The organism is Parvularcula lutaonensis, assembly GCF_014651915.1.
In the GTDB taxonomy this organism is placed as follows: Bacteria; Pseudomonadota; Alphaproteobacteria; order Caulobacterales; family Parvularculaceae; genus Parvularcula; species Parvularcula lutaonensis.
In genome coordinates this window covers 1,284,300-1,298,310 of the sequence record NZ_BMXU01000001.1, presented here as the reverse complement: position 1 = coordinate 1,298,310, position 14,011 = coordinate 1,284,300, and the positions used below count along the sequence as shown (strand labels likewise).

The following is a 14,011-nucleotide window of genomic DNA, read 5'->3' as shown; positions in this document are numbered from 1 at the left end:
CATGACGCTCAAAGTTGGTATCAATGGTTTCGGCCGCATCGGGCGCCTCGCCCTGCGCTCGATGCTTGAACACGGCCGCGACAATATCGAGGTCGTCGCGATCAACGACCTCGGCTCGGTGGCGACCAACGCTCACCTCCTCGAATTCGACACCATCCACGGCCGCCTGCCGATGGAGGTTTCCTCGAATGACGATTCGATCACCGTTAATGGCAAGACCATCAAGGTTTCGGCCGAGCGCAACCCCGCCGATCTCGCCTGGGGCGACAAGGGTGTCGACATCGTCTTCGAATGCACTGGCATCTTCACCGCGCCGGACAAGGCCCAGGCCCATCTCGACGCCGGCGCCAAGCGCGTTCTCGTCTCCGCGCCCTCGACGGCTGACGTCAAGACCATCGTCTACGGCGTCAACCACGATACGCTGGGTCCGGACGACAAGATCGTCTCCAACGGTTCGTGCACCACGAACTGCCTCGCTCCCGTGGCCAAGGTCCTGATGGATGTCTGCGGCATCGAACGCGGCTACATGACCACGATCCACAGCTATACCGGCGACCAACCGACGCTCGATACGCTGCACAAGGATCTCTACCGCGCCCGTGCTGCGGCCCAGAACATGATCCCGACCTCGACCGGCGCCGCCAAGGCCCTCGGCCTCGTGATCCCGGCGCTGAAGGGCAAGCTCGATGGCTCCTCGATCCGCGTGCCGACCCCGAACGTCTCGGTCGTCGATCTCAAGCTCGTCCCTTCGAAACAGACCTCGGTCGAAGCCATCAACGCTGCGATGAAGGAAGCCTCCGAAGGTGCGATGAAGGGCGTCCTCGGTTACACGGACAAACCGCTCGTCTCCAGCGACTTCATGCACGACCCGCACTCCTCGACCTTCGCTGCGGCCCAGACCCAGATCGTCGATGGCGGCCTCGTCCGGGTGCTGAGCTGGTACGACAACGAGTGGGGCTTCTCCACCCGTATGTCCGACACCGCGCTTGAAATGGCGAAATACCTCTAACTCCCGCAAGCGGCGAAGCGGCGCTTCGCCGCTTCGTCCTACAGAAGGGCCGCACTGGGCGGTGATCTTCCGTATGACGACTTACAACACCATTGAAGACCTCGGCGACCTTAACGGCAAGCGCGTGCTTGTCCGTGTCGATTTCAACGTGCCCATGAAGGACGGGAAGGTCTCGGACACGACCCGCCTCGCCCGCGCCTTGCCGACCGTCCAGGCCCTCCGCGAAAAGGGGGCCAAGGTCATCCTGCTGTCGCATTTCGGCCGTCCCAAGGGTGAGCCGAACCCCGAAATGAGCCTCGAGCAGGTCGTGCAGGCCTTCGCCAACGAACTGGGTGCGCCAGTTGGCTTCGTTCCGGCCACGGTTGGCCAGACGGCCAAGGACGCTATCGCCGAGATGCAGCCGGGCGATGTCTATCTTCTCGAGAACACGCGCTTCCACAAAGAGGAAGAGGAGAACGAGCCGGGCTTCGCCGCCGATCTTGCATCCCTGGGCGACGTCTACGTCAATGACGCCTTCTCCGCCGCGCACCGCGCCCATGCCTCGACCGAGGGTGTCGCGCGGCATCTTCCGTCTGCGGCAGGTCTCGCCCTTGCCAAGGAACTCGACTATCTCGCAGCGGCTCTCTCGAACCCCGAACGCCCGATGATGGCGATCGTCGGCGGGGCCAAGGTCTCGACCAAGCTCGACGTCCTCAACGAACTCATCGCCAAGGCCGACAAGCTCGTCGTCGGCGGGGGCATGGCCAACACGTTCCTGCTCGCCATGGGCTTCGAGATCGGCAAGTCGCTGGCCGAGCCGGACCTCGTGCCCACCGCCCGGGACATCATGGCCAAGGCCGCCGACGCGGGCTGCGACATCCTCCTGCCCAAGGACGTGGTCGTCGCCGAGGAGTTCAAGGCCGGCGCCAAGACCCATGTTCGCGCGGCAGATGCCGTGCGGCCCAACGAGATGATCCTCGATCTCGGCCCGGACAGCATCGACAGCTATGCAGAGGCCCTTGAGGGTTGCAAGACGCTGGTCTGGAATGGTCCCCTCGGTGCCTTCGAAACCGAGCCCTTCCATGTCGGCACCGTGGAGCTCGCGAAATACGCAGCCAAGCTGTCCAAGGCGGGCAAGCTGATTTCCGTCGCAGGGGGCGGCGACACGGTCGCGGCCCTCGCCATGGCCGGCGTGATCGACGATTTCACTTATGTCTCCACCGCTGGCGGCGCGTTTCTTGAATGGATGGAGGGCAAAACCCTCCCGGGCATCAAGGTTTTGGAGAAGAAGTAATCAGCTAGGGCCGCCAGGAGAAGCCGGACGACCGGCCAGCGGCGGGTGTATCGCAAGAACGGCGCTTTTCGGAGGCGCCTTCCATCCCCGGCTTTCCGAAATACCGGTCGGGGCTGAAGACATGGAAACTTGGGAAGACCCATGACCCCTGAACTGCTCAATGAGCTCAATGACATCGCCGTCCGCATGGTGGCACCAGGCAAAGGCATCCTGGCTGCGGACGAATCCACCGGCACGATCAAGAAGCGCTTCGACTCGATCGGCCTTGAGTCCACCGAGGACAACCGTCGCGACTACCGCGAGCTTCTCTTCCGCACCGAGAGCGCAATGAAGGAGAACATCTCCGGCGTCATACTCTTCGACGAGACCATTCGTCAGAAGGCGGAAGACGGCACCCCGCTCGTCGACCTCATCACCGCCGCAGGCTCGATCCCCGGCATCAAGGTCGACATGGGTGCGAAGGACTATGCCTTCCACCCTGGCGAGAAGGTCACCGAGGGCCTCACCGGCCTGCGGGAGCGTCTTGAAGAGTACCATCAGCTCGGTGCCCGCTTTGCCAAATGGCGCGCCGTGATCGACATCGGCCGCGGCGGTGACCGCTCCATCCCGAGCTATTCGTGCCTGCGCGCCAACATGCACGCGCTGGCGCGTTACGCAGCTCTCTGCCAGGAGCAGCGCATCGTCCCGATCGTCGAGCCGGAAGTCCTGATGGACGGCGATCATGATATCGACCGCTGCTATGAAGTGACCGAGATGGGGCTGAAGCTTCTTTATGAGGAGCTCTACGACGCCAAGGTCGCTCTCGAAGGCACGATCCTCAAGCCGAACATGGTCATCGCGGGCAAGAAGTCGGATAGACAGGCGTCTACGGACGAAATTGCCGAGAAGACCGTCCGGTGCTTCCGCAATGCGGTTCCCGCTGCGGTTCCGGGCATCGTGTTCCTTTCCGGTGGCCAGTCGGAAGTGCAGGCGACGGAAAACCTCAACACCATGAACAAGGCGTATGCGGACATCATGCCGTGGAAGCTCAGCTTCTCCTACGGCCGCGCCCTGCAGGCGTCGGCGCTCGAAAGCTGGGGCGGCAAGAAAGAGAACGTCCCCGCCGCACAGGCGGCGTTCGCCCACCGTGCGAGAATGAACGGCCTAGCCCAGCAGGGCGCATGGACCCCTGAAATGGAGAACGACGCCTGACGTTCTTCGTCAAAAAGAGCCTGCCGCCCCATGAGCGCCTGATCGTCCTGGCGCGGTTCCCTTGGCTCTTTCGTTTTTTGGCGTGGCTGGAGCTGGTCGTGTTCGGCCTTGCTCCGGTCGCCTGGCTGTTCTGGCATCTCTATCAGGTGGAAGTGATCGGTGACGGCCCATTCAATCAGGGGCTGGCTGTCATCGCCCTGATCACTTCCATCATCGGCATCATCGTCTTCGTGGTCGTGCAGGTCTATATGCAGACCACGGAGTTCGCACTGACGGACCGGCGTATCATCCTGAAAAAGGGCTTCATCAGCCGCCGGACGAACGAGATTCCGCTCGATGCCCTTGAGAATGTGAATGTCTATCAAACGGTGTTCCAGCGCCTCTTCGGCTATGGTCGGCTCGAACTGAACGGCTCGGGCGGCAGCCCCCTCCATTCGCCGCCGATCCAGGACCCCGTCGACGTGAGGACCTCCATCAGCGAGGCGCGCATCTCGATCGAACGGGCGCCGGCGTTCAGGACGGCGCATCCCGAAAAGGATCAATCAAGCTGATAATAATCTTTGGCGGTCATGGGCTGGACGGAAAGGTGAACTAGCCTCATCTTTCACGCTCGGAGGTCGCCCATGGATATGTCGAAAATCAAGATGCCGCCTGCTCCGCCGATCCGGCCGGACAAGTCGCTGGCTGCGTTTTTCGGCCTGATGCGCAACAAGGAAGAAACGAGCTACGTCTTCGATTTCTCTTACAACATCAATGGCGGCATGTTGCACAGGACGTTCGAGCGCTTCGCCCGCGGGCCGTTCTACGAGCAAATGGTCAACGACCGCCGCGCGATCTTCCGCGCCCTCGATGACCGCCAGCGCCTCCGCGAGCTGCCCGTCGGCACGGTGGGGCGGACCTATGCCGATTTCATGGACCGCGAGGGTCTCGATACCGACGGCGTTGCCCAGAGTTTTCGCGACAAGGGGCTGCTGACCGAAGATTTCGAGCGCGAATACCCTGAATATTCGGCCTTCACCTACTGGCTGAACATCACCCACGACATGTTCCATGTCCTCACGGGCTACAACCGTGACAGCCTCGGTGAGCTGGCGCTGCTCAACTTCACGAGCAAGATCACCGGCAACCGTGGCAACAAGTATCTCGCCCGCATGGGCGCGATAAGGGTGAAGCTCGAGGATCCGTCCCTGCCGGTCTTCAAGGTCGTCAACAATGGCGGGCGCATGGGTAGGGCTTCGGCGGACCTGCTGCACGTCAATTTCATCGACCTCCTGGACCGCCGCCTGCGAGAGGTCCGTGAGGAGTTGAACATCGTCCCGTGTCCCGTCTATGCGGCCTTGCCCCAGGAGCGACTCCTCGCCCTGGTCCAACCGCAGGCGGCATGACGGACCCAGCTCTTTACCTGATCACCCCTCCCAAGATTGCAGACCTCCCGGCCTTCGCCGAGGAGGTCGTGCGCGTATTCGGCACGAGCGCGGGCACCGCGGCGGATGTCGCCTGCCTGCAGCTCCGGCTCAAGGATGTTGGGGATGACGAGGTCCTGCGCGCTGCCGAGACCCTGCTGCCGCTTTGCGCGCAGGCAGGCGTCGGCTTGCTGATCAATGACCGGGCGGACTTGGCGAAAAAGGCCGGTGCCGATGGCGTCCATATCGGCCAGTCTGACGGCTCGGTGGCTGAAGCCCGGCGCCTTCTCGGCGAGGACAGGGACATCGGCGTCACCTGCCACGACAGCATCCATTTGGCGATGGAGGCAGGCGAAGCGGGCGCGGACTATGTCGCCTTTGGCGCCTTCTTCCCGACGACGACCAAGGCGGTCGAGCATCACGCGGACCCCGAAATCCTGTCCCGGTGGTCAGAGATGGCGACGGTGCCCTGCGTGGCGATCGGGGGGATCACGGCGGAGACGGCGCGCAGCCTGATTGAGGCAGGAGCTGACTACGTCGCCGTCTCAGGCGCCATCTGGAATCATCCAGACGGCGCCGAAGCTGGTGCAAGAGCCTTCCAGGCGGCGCTTGGCGCCTAGGCGTCTTTCTCATGCCCCCCGGGCTTCGGCTCGCGGGCTTCCGAGGCGGGGTCGCTGGCCGGGAAGGTGTCGTCGAGGCCTTCCTCGAGGCGCTCGTCTTCAGTCTCCGGCTTATCGTCTTTGTCGGGTTGATCTTTGGGCATGGTGCGCCTCCTTGTTGCTGGGCTAAGGCGCGGGCGCGGGGAAGCGTTCGCCATTCTCGCAAAGGCTTGAACCGCGGCGCGACCTCCCCGAAGACGGGTGAGAACAAAGGTGGTCCCTTGGCGCAGTCCGTCCGCATTCTCGGTATCGATCCAGGCCTTCGCCGCACAGGCTGGGGGCTCATCACCTGCCAAGGTTCGCGGGTCGCCTTCCTCGCGTCCGGGGCCATAACCCCGCCCGCAAAGCTCGCCCTCGCCGACAGGCTCTGCGCCCTTGCCGAAGCCCTTGACGCCCTGGTGGCCGACCACGCGCCGGACGAGGCGGCGGTGGAGGAGACCTTCGTCAATGCCGACCCGCGCTCGGCCCTCAAGCTGGGGCAGGCGAGGGGCGTCTGCCTCCTCGCCCCGGCGCGCCACTCCGTGCCGGTGGCGGAGTATGCCGCCAACCGCATCAAGAAATCCGTGGTCGGAGCAGGCCATGCCGATAAGACGCAGGTCGCCGCCATGGTCGCGCGTCTCCTCCCCGGTAGCCGGGCGGAGACTGCCGATGCGGCAGACGCACTCGCCATCGCGCTCTGCCATGCCTTCCACCGCAAGACTGCCGCGCTGAGGGCCGTTTCATGATCGGCTATCTCTCGGGACGTGTGCTGAGCGTCAGTGCTGACACCGCGATCATTGACGTCGGCGGTGTCGGGTACGAGGTCGGCTGCGCGCCGCGCACGCTCCAGAAAATGACGGTGGGCGAGCCGGTACAGGTCGCCGTTGAAACCCTTGTCGCCGAGACGTTCATCAAGCTCGTCGCTTTCGAGACCGAGGACGAGCGCCGCTGCTTCCGCATGTTGCAATCGGTGCAGGGCGTCGGTTCCAAGGCTGCCCTTGCCATCCTGCAGGTCCTCAAGCCCGGCGCGCTGCTCGATGCAATCTCCCTCGGCGACAAAACGGCCGTCTCCCGCGCACAGGGCGTCGGACCGAAGCTCGCTACACGGATCGTCACGGAGTTGAAGGACAAAACTGCTGGCATCTATGCGGGCCGCGCGCCAATCTCTGTGCCGGAACACGACGACGCGCCAGCCCCGTCCGGCGTTGCCTTCGAGGCCGTGTCTGCACTGGTCAATCTCGGCTATGACGAGGCCTTGGCCCGCAAGGCCGTGGCGGAAGCGAAGACCTCCGACGACATGACCGTCGAGCAGCTCATCCCCGCAGCCCTCAAACTGCTGGCGCCGAAATGAACGACGAGCGGATCACAGAACCCGATCTTCAGCCATCGGACGACGATGCAGCCCTGCGCCCCAAGCGCCTCGACGATTTCGTCGGCCAGCGGAGCGTCAAGGACAACCTCCGCGTCTTCGTCGAAGCGGCCAAGAAGCGCGAAGAAGCGATGGACCACGTCCTCTTCTTCGGCCCGCCGGGACTTGGCAAGACGACCCTCGCGCAGATCGTCGCCAACGAGCTCGGCGTCGGCTTCCGCGCGACCTCCGGCCCGGTCATTGCCAAGGCAGGCGACCTTGCAGCGCTCCTCACCGGCCTTGAGCCGAATGACGTTCTCTTTATTGATGAGATCCACCGCCTGACGCCTGCCGTCGAAGAAATTCTGTACCCGGCGATGGAGGATTTTCACCTCGACCTCATCATCGGCGAGGGGCCGTCGGCGCGCTCGGTGAAGATCGACCTGCCGCGCTTCACGTTGGTGGGCGCGACGACCCGCTCGGGCCTCCTGACCAAGCCGCTCCTCGACCGTTTCGGCATCCCGCTGCGCCTCGAATTCTATGAGCCCGACGAGCTTGCCCGCATCGTCCGCCGCGGCGCGGAGAAGCTCGGCACACCGATCGACGAAGACGGAGCGATGGAAATCGCCCGGCGCAGCCGGGGGACACCGCGGGTGACAGGCAGGCTCCTCCGCCGCGTCCGTGATGTGGCCGCCGTCGACGGCGATGGCCGCATTGATCAGCAGACGGCGCAGGACGCCCTCGCCCGGCTGGAAGTCGACAGCGCGGGCCTCGACCGCCTCGATCGCCGCTACCTCACCGTCATCGCCGAGAACTTCTCCGGCGGCCCGGTGGGCGTCGAAACCCTGGCCGCCAGCCTGTCAGAAGGCCGCGACGCGATCGAGGACGTGATCGAGCCCTATCTCCTGCAACAGGGCCTGATCCAGCGCACGCCGCGGGGCAGGGTTGTCACCGAGCGGGCCTACCGCCACCTGGGCCTCGTCCCGCCGAGCAGGAACCCGGAGCTTTTCTGAGATGGCCCACCGCATCGATTTCCGCATCTATTTCGAAGACACCGACATCACGGGCATCGTCTACCACGCCAACTACGTCAAATACTTCGAGCGCGGACGGTCCGAGAGTCTGCGGGAGAACTTCTCCGACCTCTCGAAGCTGATGGAGGGCGACGACCCCTGCACCTTTGCGGTGTCGCAACTCAACATCCGCTATCGCCTTCCGGCAAAGCTCGATGACGTGATCACGGTGGAGACGGACCTCGTTGCGGCTAAGGGTGCCAAGATGGTCTTTGAGCAGAAGATCTGGCGCGGCGAGGAACTCCTCGCCGACGGCCAGGTGGTGGTCGCCGTCATCACGCTCGACGGCCGCCCCCGGCGCATGCCGGAAGCGCTCGCCAAGCGCATGGCGGAGATGGTGGGCTGATCATCAGTGTCGAGCGCGCGAAAGCAGCCGACTGAATACGATCAGAATCCAGCCACTATAAAACGGTAGGTAGATTCCTTCGATGATCGGCACGAAGAGATACCTCGCCATGGTTGGTAGGTTCCAGCCCGGATCGCCAGCGGCGGTCACCTCAGCTAGGAGCACAGCCCAGCCGATGCAGACGACCGCAAGAAGGATGCTTGCAGCAAGGCGCATCTAGGTCCTGATCAACTGCATCAGCTGGTCCAGCATCGCCGGGTCCGTCTTGAACTCACCCAGCAGCGTCCGCGTCACGCAATCCACGCCCTGCTTGTTGATGCCGCGGGTAGAGATGCACTGGTGCTCGCCATACATGATGACGGCCACGCCCCGGGGCTTCAGCACACGGTCGATCGTCTGGGCGATCTGCTCCGTGAGCGTCTCCTGGCTTTGCAGGCGCTTGGCATAAGCATCGACGACGCGCGCCAGCTTCGAGATGCCGACCACCTTGTCCGAGGGCAGGTAGGCGACATGGGCCGTGCCGATCATCGGCGCGACGTGGTGCTCGCAATGGCTCTCGAAGCGGATATCCTTCATAATGACGATGTCGTTGTACCCGCCAACATCATCGAACGTCCGCCCAAGGAGGGCTTCGGGATCTTCCTTGTAGCCCTTGAACCAGTCGTCATAGGCGCCAAGGAACCGCTTCGGCGTGTCGATCAGGCCCTCACGGTCCGGATCGTCACCGATATAGGCGAGAAGGGTACGGACGGCCTCGAGGGCCTTCTCCCGGGAGGGGGTCTCTGCCACGGCTCAGCCTTCCTTGATCGCTTGCAGCGTGCGGGCCGTCTCGACGGCCACGGTCGCGGCTTCCGCGCCCTTGTTGCCGAGCTTGATCCCTGCACGGTCCATGGCCTGCTCGACCGTCTCGGTCGTCAGGATGCCAAAGATCACCGGGACGCCGGTCTCGAGGCCGACCTTGGCGATGCCCTTGGCCGCTTCGCCCGCCACATAATCGAAATGCGCGGTCGCACCGCGGATGACACAGCCGAGCCCGACAATGGCGTCATAGCGCCCGGTCTCGGCCGCCGTCTTCGCCGCGATCGGCACTTCGAAGGCGCCCGCGACGGTGACATGGGTGATGTCGTCGTCCGCGACGCCGTGCTTCTTCAAGGTGGCCAGCGCGCCTTCGGTCAGCCTACTGACGATAAAGTCATTCCAGCCTGTATCGATAACGCAGATGCGGAGACCCTTGCCGTCCGCGCTGCCTTCAATGCGTTTCATGTCTTGGCCTTCTTCTTGATGGGTGTCGTTGCGGAGAGCGCCGCGCCGCCATGATCAGGCGGCTTCGGCCTTGGCGGCCAGCAGGTGCTGTCGGATCGCCTCGGTCGTGGTGATCGGGATATCGTGCTTCTGCGCAAAGGCTTCGAGCTCGGGACGCCGGGCCATGGTGCCGTCATCATTCATGATTTCGCAGATCACCGCACCCGGACGAAGCCCAGCGATCTTCGCAAGGTCAACCGAAGCCTCGGTCTGCCCGCCGCGGGTCAGCGTGCCCCCCGGTTGCGCGCGCAGGGGGAACATGTGGCCCGGTGAGACGAGGTCCTCCGGCTTGGCGTCAGGGTTGATGAGAGCTTCCACCGTCCGTGCACGGTCCGCAGCAGAGATGCCTGTCGACACGCCTTCGCGCGCCTCGACCGACACGGTGAAGGCCGTACCGAAGCCCGACTTGTTGTCTTCCTGCGGCACCATGGGTTTGAGCTGCAGGTGCTCGATGATCTCCGGCGCCAGGGCGCAGCAGATCAGCCCTCGGCCATGCATGGCGCAGAAATTGATCGCCTCGGGCGTTGCAAACTCGGCAGCGATGACGAGGTCGCCCTCGTTCTCCCGGCCCTCATCATCGGCGATGATGACGAATCTGCCCTCGGCCAGAGCCTGGGCGGCCTTCTCGACACTGACGAAACCGCTCATTGCATATGCTCCTTGATGATCTTCTCTGCGAACTTGGCCATGATATCGACCTCCAGGTTGACCGGTTGTCCCGGCTGTTTTGTCGGAAGCGTGATAAGCGGCTGGGTATGCCGGACCAGCATCACGCTGAATGATGTGTCGTCCACGGCCGTCACCGTGAGGGACGTTCCGTCGATGGCGACATAGGCCTTCTCGACGACATACTTGAGAAGCTCCGCAGGCGTATCGATCGTGACCCACAGTGCATCGCCGTCCTCGCGGATCTCACGCAGCCTGCCCGTGCCATCGACATGCCCCTGGACATAGTGCCCGCCCAGTCGCGTCGTCGGGAGGCAGGCGCGTTCGAGGTTCACGCCGTCGCCTTCCTCAAGTGCCCCCAGGCTTGTGCGGCGCAGCGTCTCGGGCGCGAGGCCGAAGGTCATGTTCTCGTCATCGAAATCCGTGATCGTCAGGCAGACACCCTGCACGGCTATCGAGTCGCCGAGTTTGGCGTCCGACGCGCAGAGCGGCCCGCGCACGGTCAGGTCGACGCCCTTGCCCGTGTCGGTCAGCGCGACAACTGTGCCGATTTCCTCAATCAGTCCCGTGAACATTAGGAGGCGGTCCTTTCCTTGAGGCCACGGACCAGGATGTCCGGGCCGAGCGTTTCGGTTTCGACCTTGGTGAGCTGGAACGCATCGGCCAGGCTTTCGGGGCCCCGGCCCGCAATGGCCGGGCGGCCTGCTCCGAACAGGACCGGCGCGACGAATGCCCAGACTTCATCGACCACGCCAGCATCGAACGCAGCGCCAAGCAGCGTGCCGCCACCTTCGATCATCACATCGACCAGCCCGCGGCTGTGCAGGTAGCGAAGGGCTTCCTTGAGGTCAGGTCGGCCATCCGCCCCCGGAAGAAGCGCGATTTCCGCTCCCGCCGCTTCAAGCGCCGAAGCGCGGTCATGGTCCGCGTCATCATGCCCGATGATGAGAACCGGGCCGGGGGTCGCCAGCAGCTTCGCGTCGACAGGTGTCCTGAGCCCGCTGTCCATCACGACTTTCAGGCTCGGCGCGACATCACGCCCCTCCGGACGCGGATCGAGGCCGGGATCATCCGCAAGCACCGTGCCGCTGCCAACGATGATGGCGTCGGTACGCTGTCGAAGGTCGTGCCCCCGCCTGCGTGCTTCGGGCCCGGTGATCCACTTCGATTCGCCTGAAGGGGTTGCCGTGTAGCCGTCGAGGGTCATCGCCAGCTTCGCCGTCACCCAGGGCCGCCAGCATTTCATCGCATGGACCCAGGGCCGGACCAGTGCCGCGCATTCCGCACGCACTTCCACCGGAGCGAGTTCAGCAGCGATCCCCGCCTTGCGCAGCGCCTCGGCCCCGCCTTCGGCCACCGGGTTCACATCGCGCATGCCATAGACCACCCGCGCCACACCGGCGTCGATCAGGCCATGGGAGCAAGGGGGTGTCCGCCCATAGTGGTTGCAGGGTTCGAGCGTCACATAGGCTGTCGCGCCGCGCGCGTTCTCGCCCGCCTCCTTCAACGCCATGGCCTCGGCATGGGCCTCGCCCGGCCGGGCATGGAAGCCCTCGGCGATGACCTTGCCGTCCTTGACGAGCACGCAGCCGACCATGGGGTTCGGATGGGTGAACCCTTCGGCCTGCCTTGCGAGCTCGATGGCCCGGCGGATGTAATGGGCGTCCGACAGAACGCGCCTCCTTCAGCTTTCCAGCAATCGGGGCGCGGACAACCGGCAACGCACCAGTGGTGAAGCCGCCTGACGCTCGCGCGAAACAGGCTGCACCAAGGGCGTCAACAGGGCACGCGTCGGAGCGCACCCATCCGGCCAAGCTTTCTACCATCCGGACTGTAACCGTCGGCACCGGAATCGCACCGGTTCCTGCATCGTCTCTCCCGAAGGAGACCTTCCGCTCGCGGGCTGAGGAGCGCTGCTCCATCACCGCCGGTGGGGACTTTCACCCCGCCCCGAAAGCTTATGTTGTGGGTGCTACGTAATCTCCGAAACAGCGAAGGGCAAGATCGACCGTTTTGACGGGTTTTGCGCGAAGCTGTTCTGAGGTAACCCTTAAGGGTCATCCGGGGAGACACTCATGGCACGTGCCGTTCTTTTCGCGTTCCGCTTTGCCGCCATTGTCCTGGTGCTGGTCGCCCCTGCACGGGCCGGTGCGCCTGACAGCTTCGCTGATCTGGCTGAACGGGTGCTCCCTTCGGTGGTCAACGTCTCCACCGTTCCTGGCGGGTCGAGCAGCGGCGCGGAGCCCCGGGCGCTCGGCTCCGGCTTCGTGATCGAGAGCTCGGGTATCATCGTCACCAATAATCATGTCATTGAAAATGCGCGTAATCTCGTCGTCATCTTCGGTGATGACGCACCGTATGACGTGAAGGTGCGTGGCCGTGACGTGGAAACCGATCTTGCTGTGCTCGAGATCATCGACCCGGACCGTCGTTTCCCGACCGTCAATTTCGGCAACAGCGAAAATGCCCGTGTGGGTGACTGGGTGCTGGCCATCGGCAACCCATTCGGCCTCGGCAACTCCGTCTCCGCAGGCATCATTTCGGGCCAGAGCCGCGACATTGGCGCCGGGCTCTATGACAAGTTCATCCAGACCGATGCGGCCATCAACCGCGGCAATTCCGGCGGCCCGCTTTTCGACCGCCGCGGCAGGGTGATTGGCGTCAATACCGTGATCTTCAGCCAGACTGGCGGCAATGTCGGCGTCGGCTTCGCCATCCCGGCAGAGATCGTCGAGCCGGTGGTGAGGCAGCTTGTCCGCGATGGGCGCACCACCCGCGGCTATCTCGGTGCCTTCCTCGACGACGTGGACGCCCAGACCCAGCAGCAGCTCGGCCTTGACCGGGGCCAGGGCGCGCTCGTTACGGGCATCGCCGTCGCCGATGGCCCTGCCGCTGTCGCCGGTCTGCGCACCGGTGATGTCATCCTTTCCTTCGACGGCAAGCCTATCGAGGGGCGCCGCGAGCTGACTCGCGTCATCGCTGCCGCACCGATCGGTGAGCCGATCCCGGTGGTCATCAACCGCGACGGAACCCGTCGCCGGGTCGACGTGGTCCTCGTCACCCGTGAAACCCGCCTTGCCGGCCTCAACCAGGATGAGGAGGATGGTGTCGAGATGGCGGGTCTCCGCCTCCAGACAGTGTCCAACACCCTTGCAGACCGCTTCGACCTGCCGCGCGGGGCCAAGGGCGTCGTGGTCACCGGCGTCAGCCATCACCTGCAGGGCACCAGCTCGCTGCAGCCCGGTGATGTGATCCTGGAAATCGGTTGGGACGAGGCCGAGACCGCTGAAGGCGTCGGCGCAAAACTGCGCCAGCTTCGCGATGTGCGCTCAGGCCCGGTGAAGATCCTCGTCCAACGCGGCGACCGGCTGTTCTACGAAACCCTCCGTCCGTAGGCCTTACATCTCATTGTCATTCTGCGGATGGCTCCGTCCATCCGTCATCCCGGAAATCGCGAAGCGATTATCCGGGACCCATCACGGGAAGACCGAATTACAGAGTCAGGTCGCACCGGCGGCTTCGGCCTCCGAGACGACAGCCGAAACTTATCCACGCCCTCTGCGGACGCGCTATTCTCCCTCCCTCCCCTGAAGAAACCAGGGTCGAACCGGTCGTTCCGTGTTTCGCTTCGGAGGCGGTGAAGCAGGTGCGGGACTTAACGACCCCGTTCCCTGCTCGAGTGCTTAAAGTGCTCTGTGGGCCACTCGCAAAATCACCGCCGGGCGCGGGCCTGTCCGCGCTATACATATATTAGTCAGTGCA

The 14,011-nt window shown here is 64.1% G+C and carries 16 protein-coding genes, 1 pseudogene and 1 riboswitch; of the genes and pseudogenes, 11 read left to right on the top strand and 6 right to left on the bottom strand.

Annotation, left to right across the window (positions count from 1 at the left end; translation table 11 throughout):
* Nucleotide 1: 1 nt before the first annotated feature.
* From gap to thiE, 6 genes are all read left to right on the top strand, one after another.
* Nucleotides 2-1,009: a type I glyceraldehyde-3-phosphate dehydrogenase gene (gene gap, locus IE053_RS06265; RefSeq protein ID WP_189573450.1), complete on the top strand. Its 1,008-nt coding sequence runs from the start codon at nucleotides 2-4 to the stop codon at nucleotides 1,007-1,009.
* A gap of 73 nt (nucleotides 1,010-1,082) precedes the next feature.
* Nucleotides 1,083-2,282, top strand: a complete 1,200-nt coding sequence (locus IE053_RS06260; RefSeq protein ID WP_189573433.1) for a phosphoglycerate kinase — start codon at nucleotides 1,083-1,085, stop codon at nucleotides 2,280-2,282.
* Nucleotides 2,283-2,423: 141 nt separating this feature from the next.
* Nucleotides 2,424-3,473, top strand: a complete 1,050-nt coding sequence (locus tag IE053_RS06255) for a class I fructose-bisphosphate aldolase (RefSeq protein WP_189573431.1) — start codon at nucleotides 2,424-2,426, stop codon at nucleotides 3,471-3,473.
* Nucleotides 3,474-3,571: 98 nt separating this feature from the next.
* Nucleotides 3,572-4,024: a PH domain-containing protein gene (locus IE053_RS06250; protein ID WP_189573428.1), complete on the top strand. Its 453-nt coding sequence runs from the start codon at nucleotides 3,572-3,574 to the stop codon at nucleotides 4,022-4,024.
* Nucleotides 4,025-4,096: 72 nt separating this feature from the next.
* Nucleotides 4,097-4,858, top strand: a complete 762-nt coding sequence (locus IE053_RS06245; RefSeq protein WP_189573425.1) for a Coq4 family protein — start codon at nucleotides 4,097-4,099, stop codon at nucleotides 4,856-4,858.
* Entirely contained in the window at nucleotides 4,855-5,496 is a 642-nt protein-coding gene (gene thiE, locus IE053_RS06240) for a thiamine phosphate synthase (protein ID WP_189573422.1), read from the top strand. The genes IE053_RS06245 and thiE overlap by 4 nt, the downstream gene beginning before the upstream one ends.
* Here the strand turns inward: thiE and IE053_RS06235 are convergent.
* Nucleotides 5,493-5,639 (bottom strand): hypothetical protein, encoded by a 147-nt coding sequence (locus IE053_RS06235; protein WP_189573419.1) that lies wholly within the window; start codon nucleotides 5,637-5,639, stop codon nucleotides 5,493-5,495. The two genes, thiE and IE053_RS06235, sit on opposite strands and share 4 nt — an antisense overlap.
* A 117-nt stretch (nucleotides 5,640-5,756) precedes the next feature.
* On the opposite strand from IE053_RS06235, the gene ruvC reads away from it, so the two are divergent.
* From ruvC to IE053_RS06215, 4 genes are read left to right on the top strand one after another with little or no spacing between them, the layout of a single operon-like run.
* Complete coding sequence (ruvC, locus tag IE053_RS06230; protein WP_189573416.1) at nucleotides 5,757-6,260, top strand: crossover junction endodeoxyribonuclease RuvC; 504 nt, start codon at nucleotides 5,757-5,759, stop codon at nucleotides 6,258-6,260.
* Nucleotides 6,257-6,865, top strand: a complete 609-nt coding sequence (ruvA, locus tag IE053_RS06225) for a Holliday junction branch migration protein RuvA (protein WP_189573413.1) — start codon at nucleotides 6,257-6,259, stop codon at nucleotides 6,863-6,865. Before ruvC ends, ruvA begins: the two co-directional genes overlap by 4 nt.
* Complete coding sequence (gene ruvB / locus IE053_RS06220; RefSeq protein ID WP_189573410.1) at nucleotides 6,862-7,875, top strand: Holliday junction branch migration DNA helicase RuvB; 1,014 nt, start codon at nucleotides 6,862-6,864, stop codon at nucleotides 7,873-7,875. Before ruvA ends, ruvB begins: the two co-directional genes overlap by 4 nt.
* Nucleotide 7,876: 1 nt before the next feature.
* The gene (locus IE053_RS06215) at nucleotides 7,877-8,281 is read left to right on the top strand and encodes a YbgC/FadM family acyl-CoA thioesterase (RefSeq protein ID WP_189573407.1); all 405 of its coding nucleotides are present in this window, start codon (nucleotides 7,877-7,879) and stop codon (nucleotides 8,279-8,281) included.
* Nucleotides 8,282-8,497: 216 nt separating this feature from the next.
* Here IE053_RS06215 and folE read toward each other — a convergent pair whose 3' ends face one another.
* The 5 genes and pseudogenes from folE to ribD all read right to left on the bottom strand — a co-directional run bounded on the left by folE (nucleotide 8,498) and on the right by ribD (nucleotide 11,903).
* Nucleotides 8,498-9,070, bottom strand: a complete 573-nt coding sequence (gene folE / locus IE053_RS06210; protein WP_189573404.1) for a GTP cyclohydrolase I FolE — start codon at nucleotides 9,068-9,070, stop codon at nucleotides 8,498-8,500.
* Between the two features lie 3 nt (nucleotides 9,071-9,073).
* Nucleotides 9,074-9,544, bottom strand: coding sequence for a 6,7-dimethyl-8-ribityllumazine synthase (gene ribH / locus IE053_RS06205; RefSeq protein ID WP_189573402.1), 471 nt, complete (start codon nucleotides 9,542-9,544; stop codon nucleotides 9,074-9,076).
* Nucleotides 9,545-9,628: 84 nt separating this feature from the next.
* A pseudogene (gene ribB / locus IE053_RS06200) lies at nucleotides 9,629-10,231 on the bottom strand (3,4-dihydroxy-2-butanone-4-phosphate synthase); the annotation flags it as partial.
* On the bottom strand, nucleotides 10,228-10,824 hold the full coding sequence (locus IE053_RS06195) for a riboflavin synthase (RefSeq protein WP_189573398.1): 597 nt from the start codon (nucleotides 10,822-10,824) through the stop codon (nucleotides 10,228-10,230). The gene IE053_RS06195 and the pseudogene ribB, both read right to left, overlap by 4 nt.
* Entirely contained in the window at nucleotides 10,824-11,903 is a 1,080-nt protein-coding gene (gene ribD / locus IE053_RS06190; RefSeq protein ID WP_268249055.1) for a bifunctional diaminohydroxyphosphoribosylaminopyrimidine deaminase/5-amino-6-(5-phosphoribosylamino)uracil reductase RibD, read from the bottom strand. Before ribD ends, IE053_RS06195 begins: the two co-directional genes overlap by 1 nt.
* Before the next feature lie 156 nt (nucleotides 11,904-12,059).
* Nucleotides 12,060-12,211: riboswitch (FMN riboswitch) on the bottom strand.
* A gap of 113 nt (nucleotides 12,212-12,324) precedes the next feature.
* On the opposite strand from ribD, the gene IE053_RS06185 reads away from it, so the two are divergent.
* On the top strand, nucleotides 12,325-13,644 hold the full coding sequence (locus IE053_RS06185) for a trypsin-like peptidase domain-containing protein (RefSeq protein ID WP_189573396.1): 1,320 nt from the start codon (nucleotides 12,325-12,327) through the stop codon (nucleotides 13,642-13,644).
* The last annotated feature ends 367 nt before the right edge of the window (nucleotides 13,645-14,011 follow it).

What these genes read in the sequence shown, in the direction of transcription:
- gap (WP_189573450.1), top strand. Translation starts at nt 2, where the DNA reads ATGACGCTCAAAGTTGGTATCAATGGTTTCGGCCGCATCGGGCGCCTC.
- IE053_RS06260 (WP_189573433.1), top strand. Translation starts at nt 1,083, where the DNA reads ATGACGACTTACAACACCATTGAAGACCTCGGCGACCTTAACGGCAAG.
- IE053_RS06255 (WP_189573431.1), top strand. Translation starts at nt 2,424, where the DNA reads ATGACCCCTGAACTGCTCAATGAGCTCAATGACATCGCCGTCCGCATG.
- IE053_RS06245 (WP_189573425.1), top strand. Translation starts at nt 4,097, where the DNA reads ATGGATATGTCGAAAATCAAGATGCCGCCTGCTCCGCCGATCCGGCCG.
- thiE (WP_189573422.1), top strand. Translation starts at nt 4,855, where the DNA reads ATGACGGACCCAGCTCTTTACCTGATCACCCCTCCCAAGATTGCAGAC.
- IE053_RS06235 (WP_189573419.1), bottom strand. Translation starts at nt 5,639, where the DNA reads ATGCCCAAAGATCAACCCGACAAAGACGATAAGCCGGAGACTGAAGAC.
- ruvA (WP_189573413.1), top strand. Translation starts at nt 6,257, where the DNA reads ATGATCGGCTATCTCTCGGGACGTGTGCTGAGCGTCAGTGCTGACACC.
- ruvB (WP_189573410.1), top strand. Translation starts at nt 6,862, where the DNA reads ATGAACGACGAGCGGATCACAGAACCCGATCTTCAGCCATCGGACGAC.
- IE053_RS06215 (WP_189573407.1), top strand. Translation starts at nt 7,877, where the DNA reads ATGGCCCACCGCATCGATTTCCGCATCTATTTCGAAGACACCGACATC.
- ribH (WP_189573402.1), bottom strand. Translation starts at nt 9,544, where the DNA reads ATGAAACGCATTGAAGGCAGCGCGGACGGCAAGGGTCTCCGCATCTGC.
- IE053_RS06195 (WP_189573398.1), bottom strand. Translation starts at nt 10,824, where the DNA reads ATGTTCACGGGACTGATTGAGGAAATCGGCACAGTTGTCGCGCTGACC.
- IE053_RS06185 (WP_189573396.1), top strand. Translation starts at nt 12,325, where the DNA reads ATGGCACGTGCCGTTCTTTTCGCGTTCCGCTTTGCCGCCATTGTCCTG.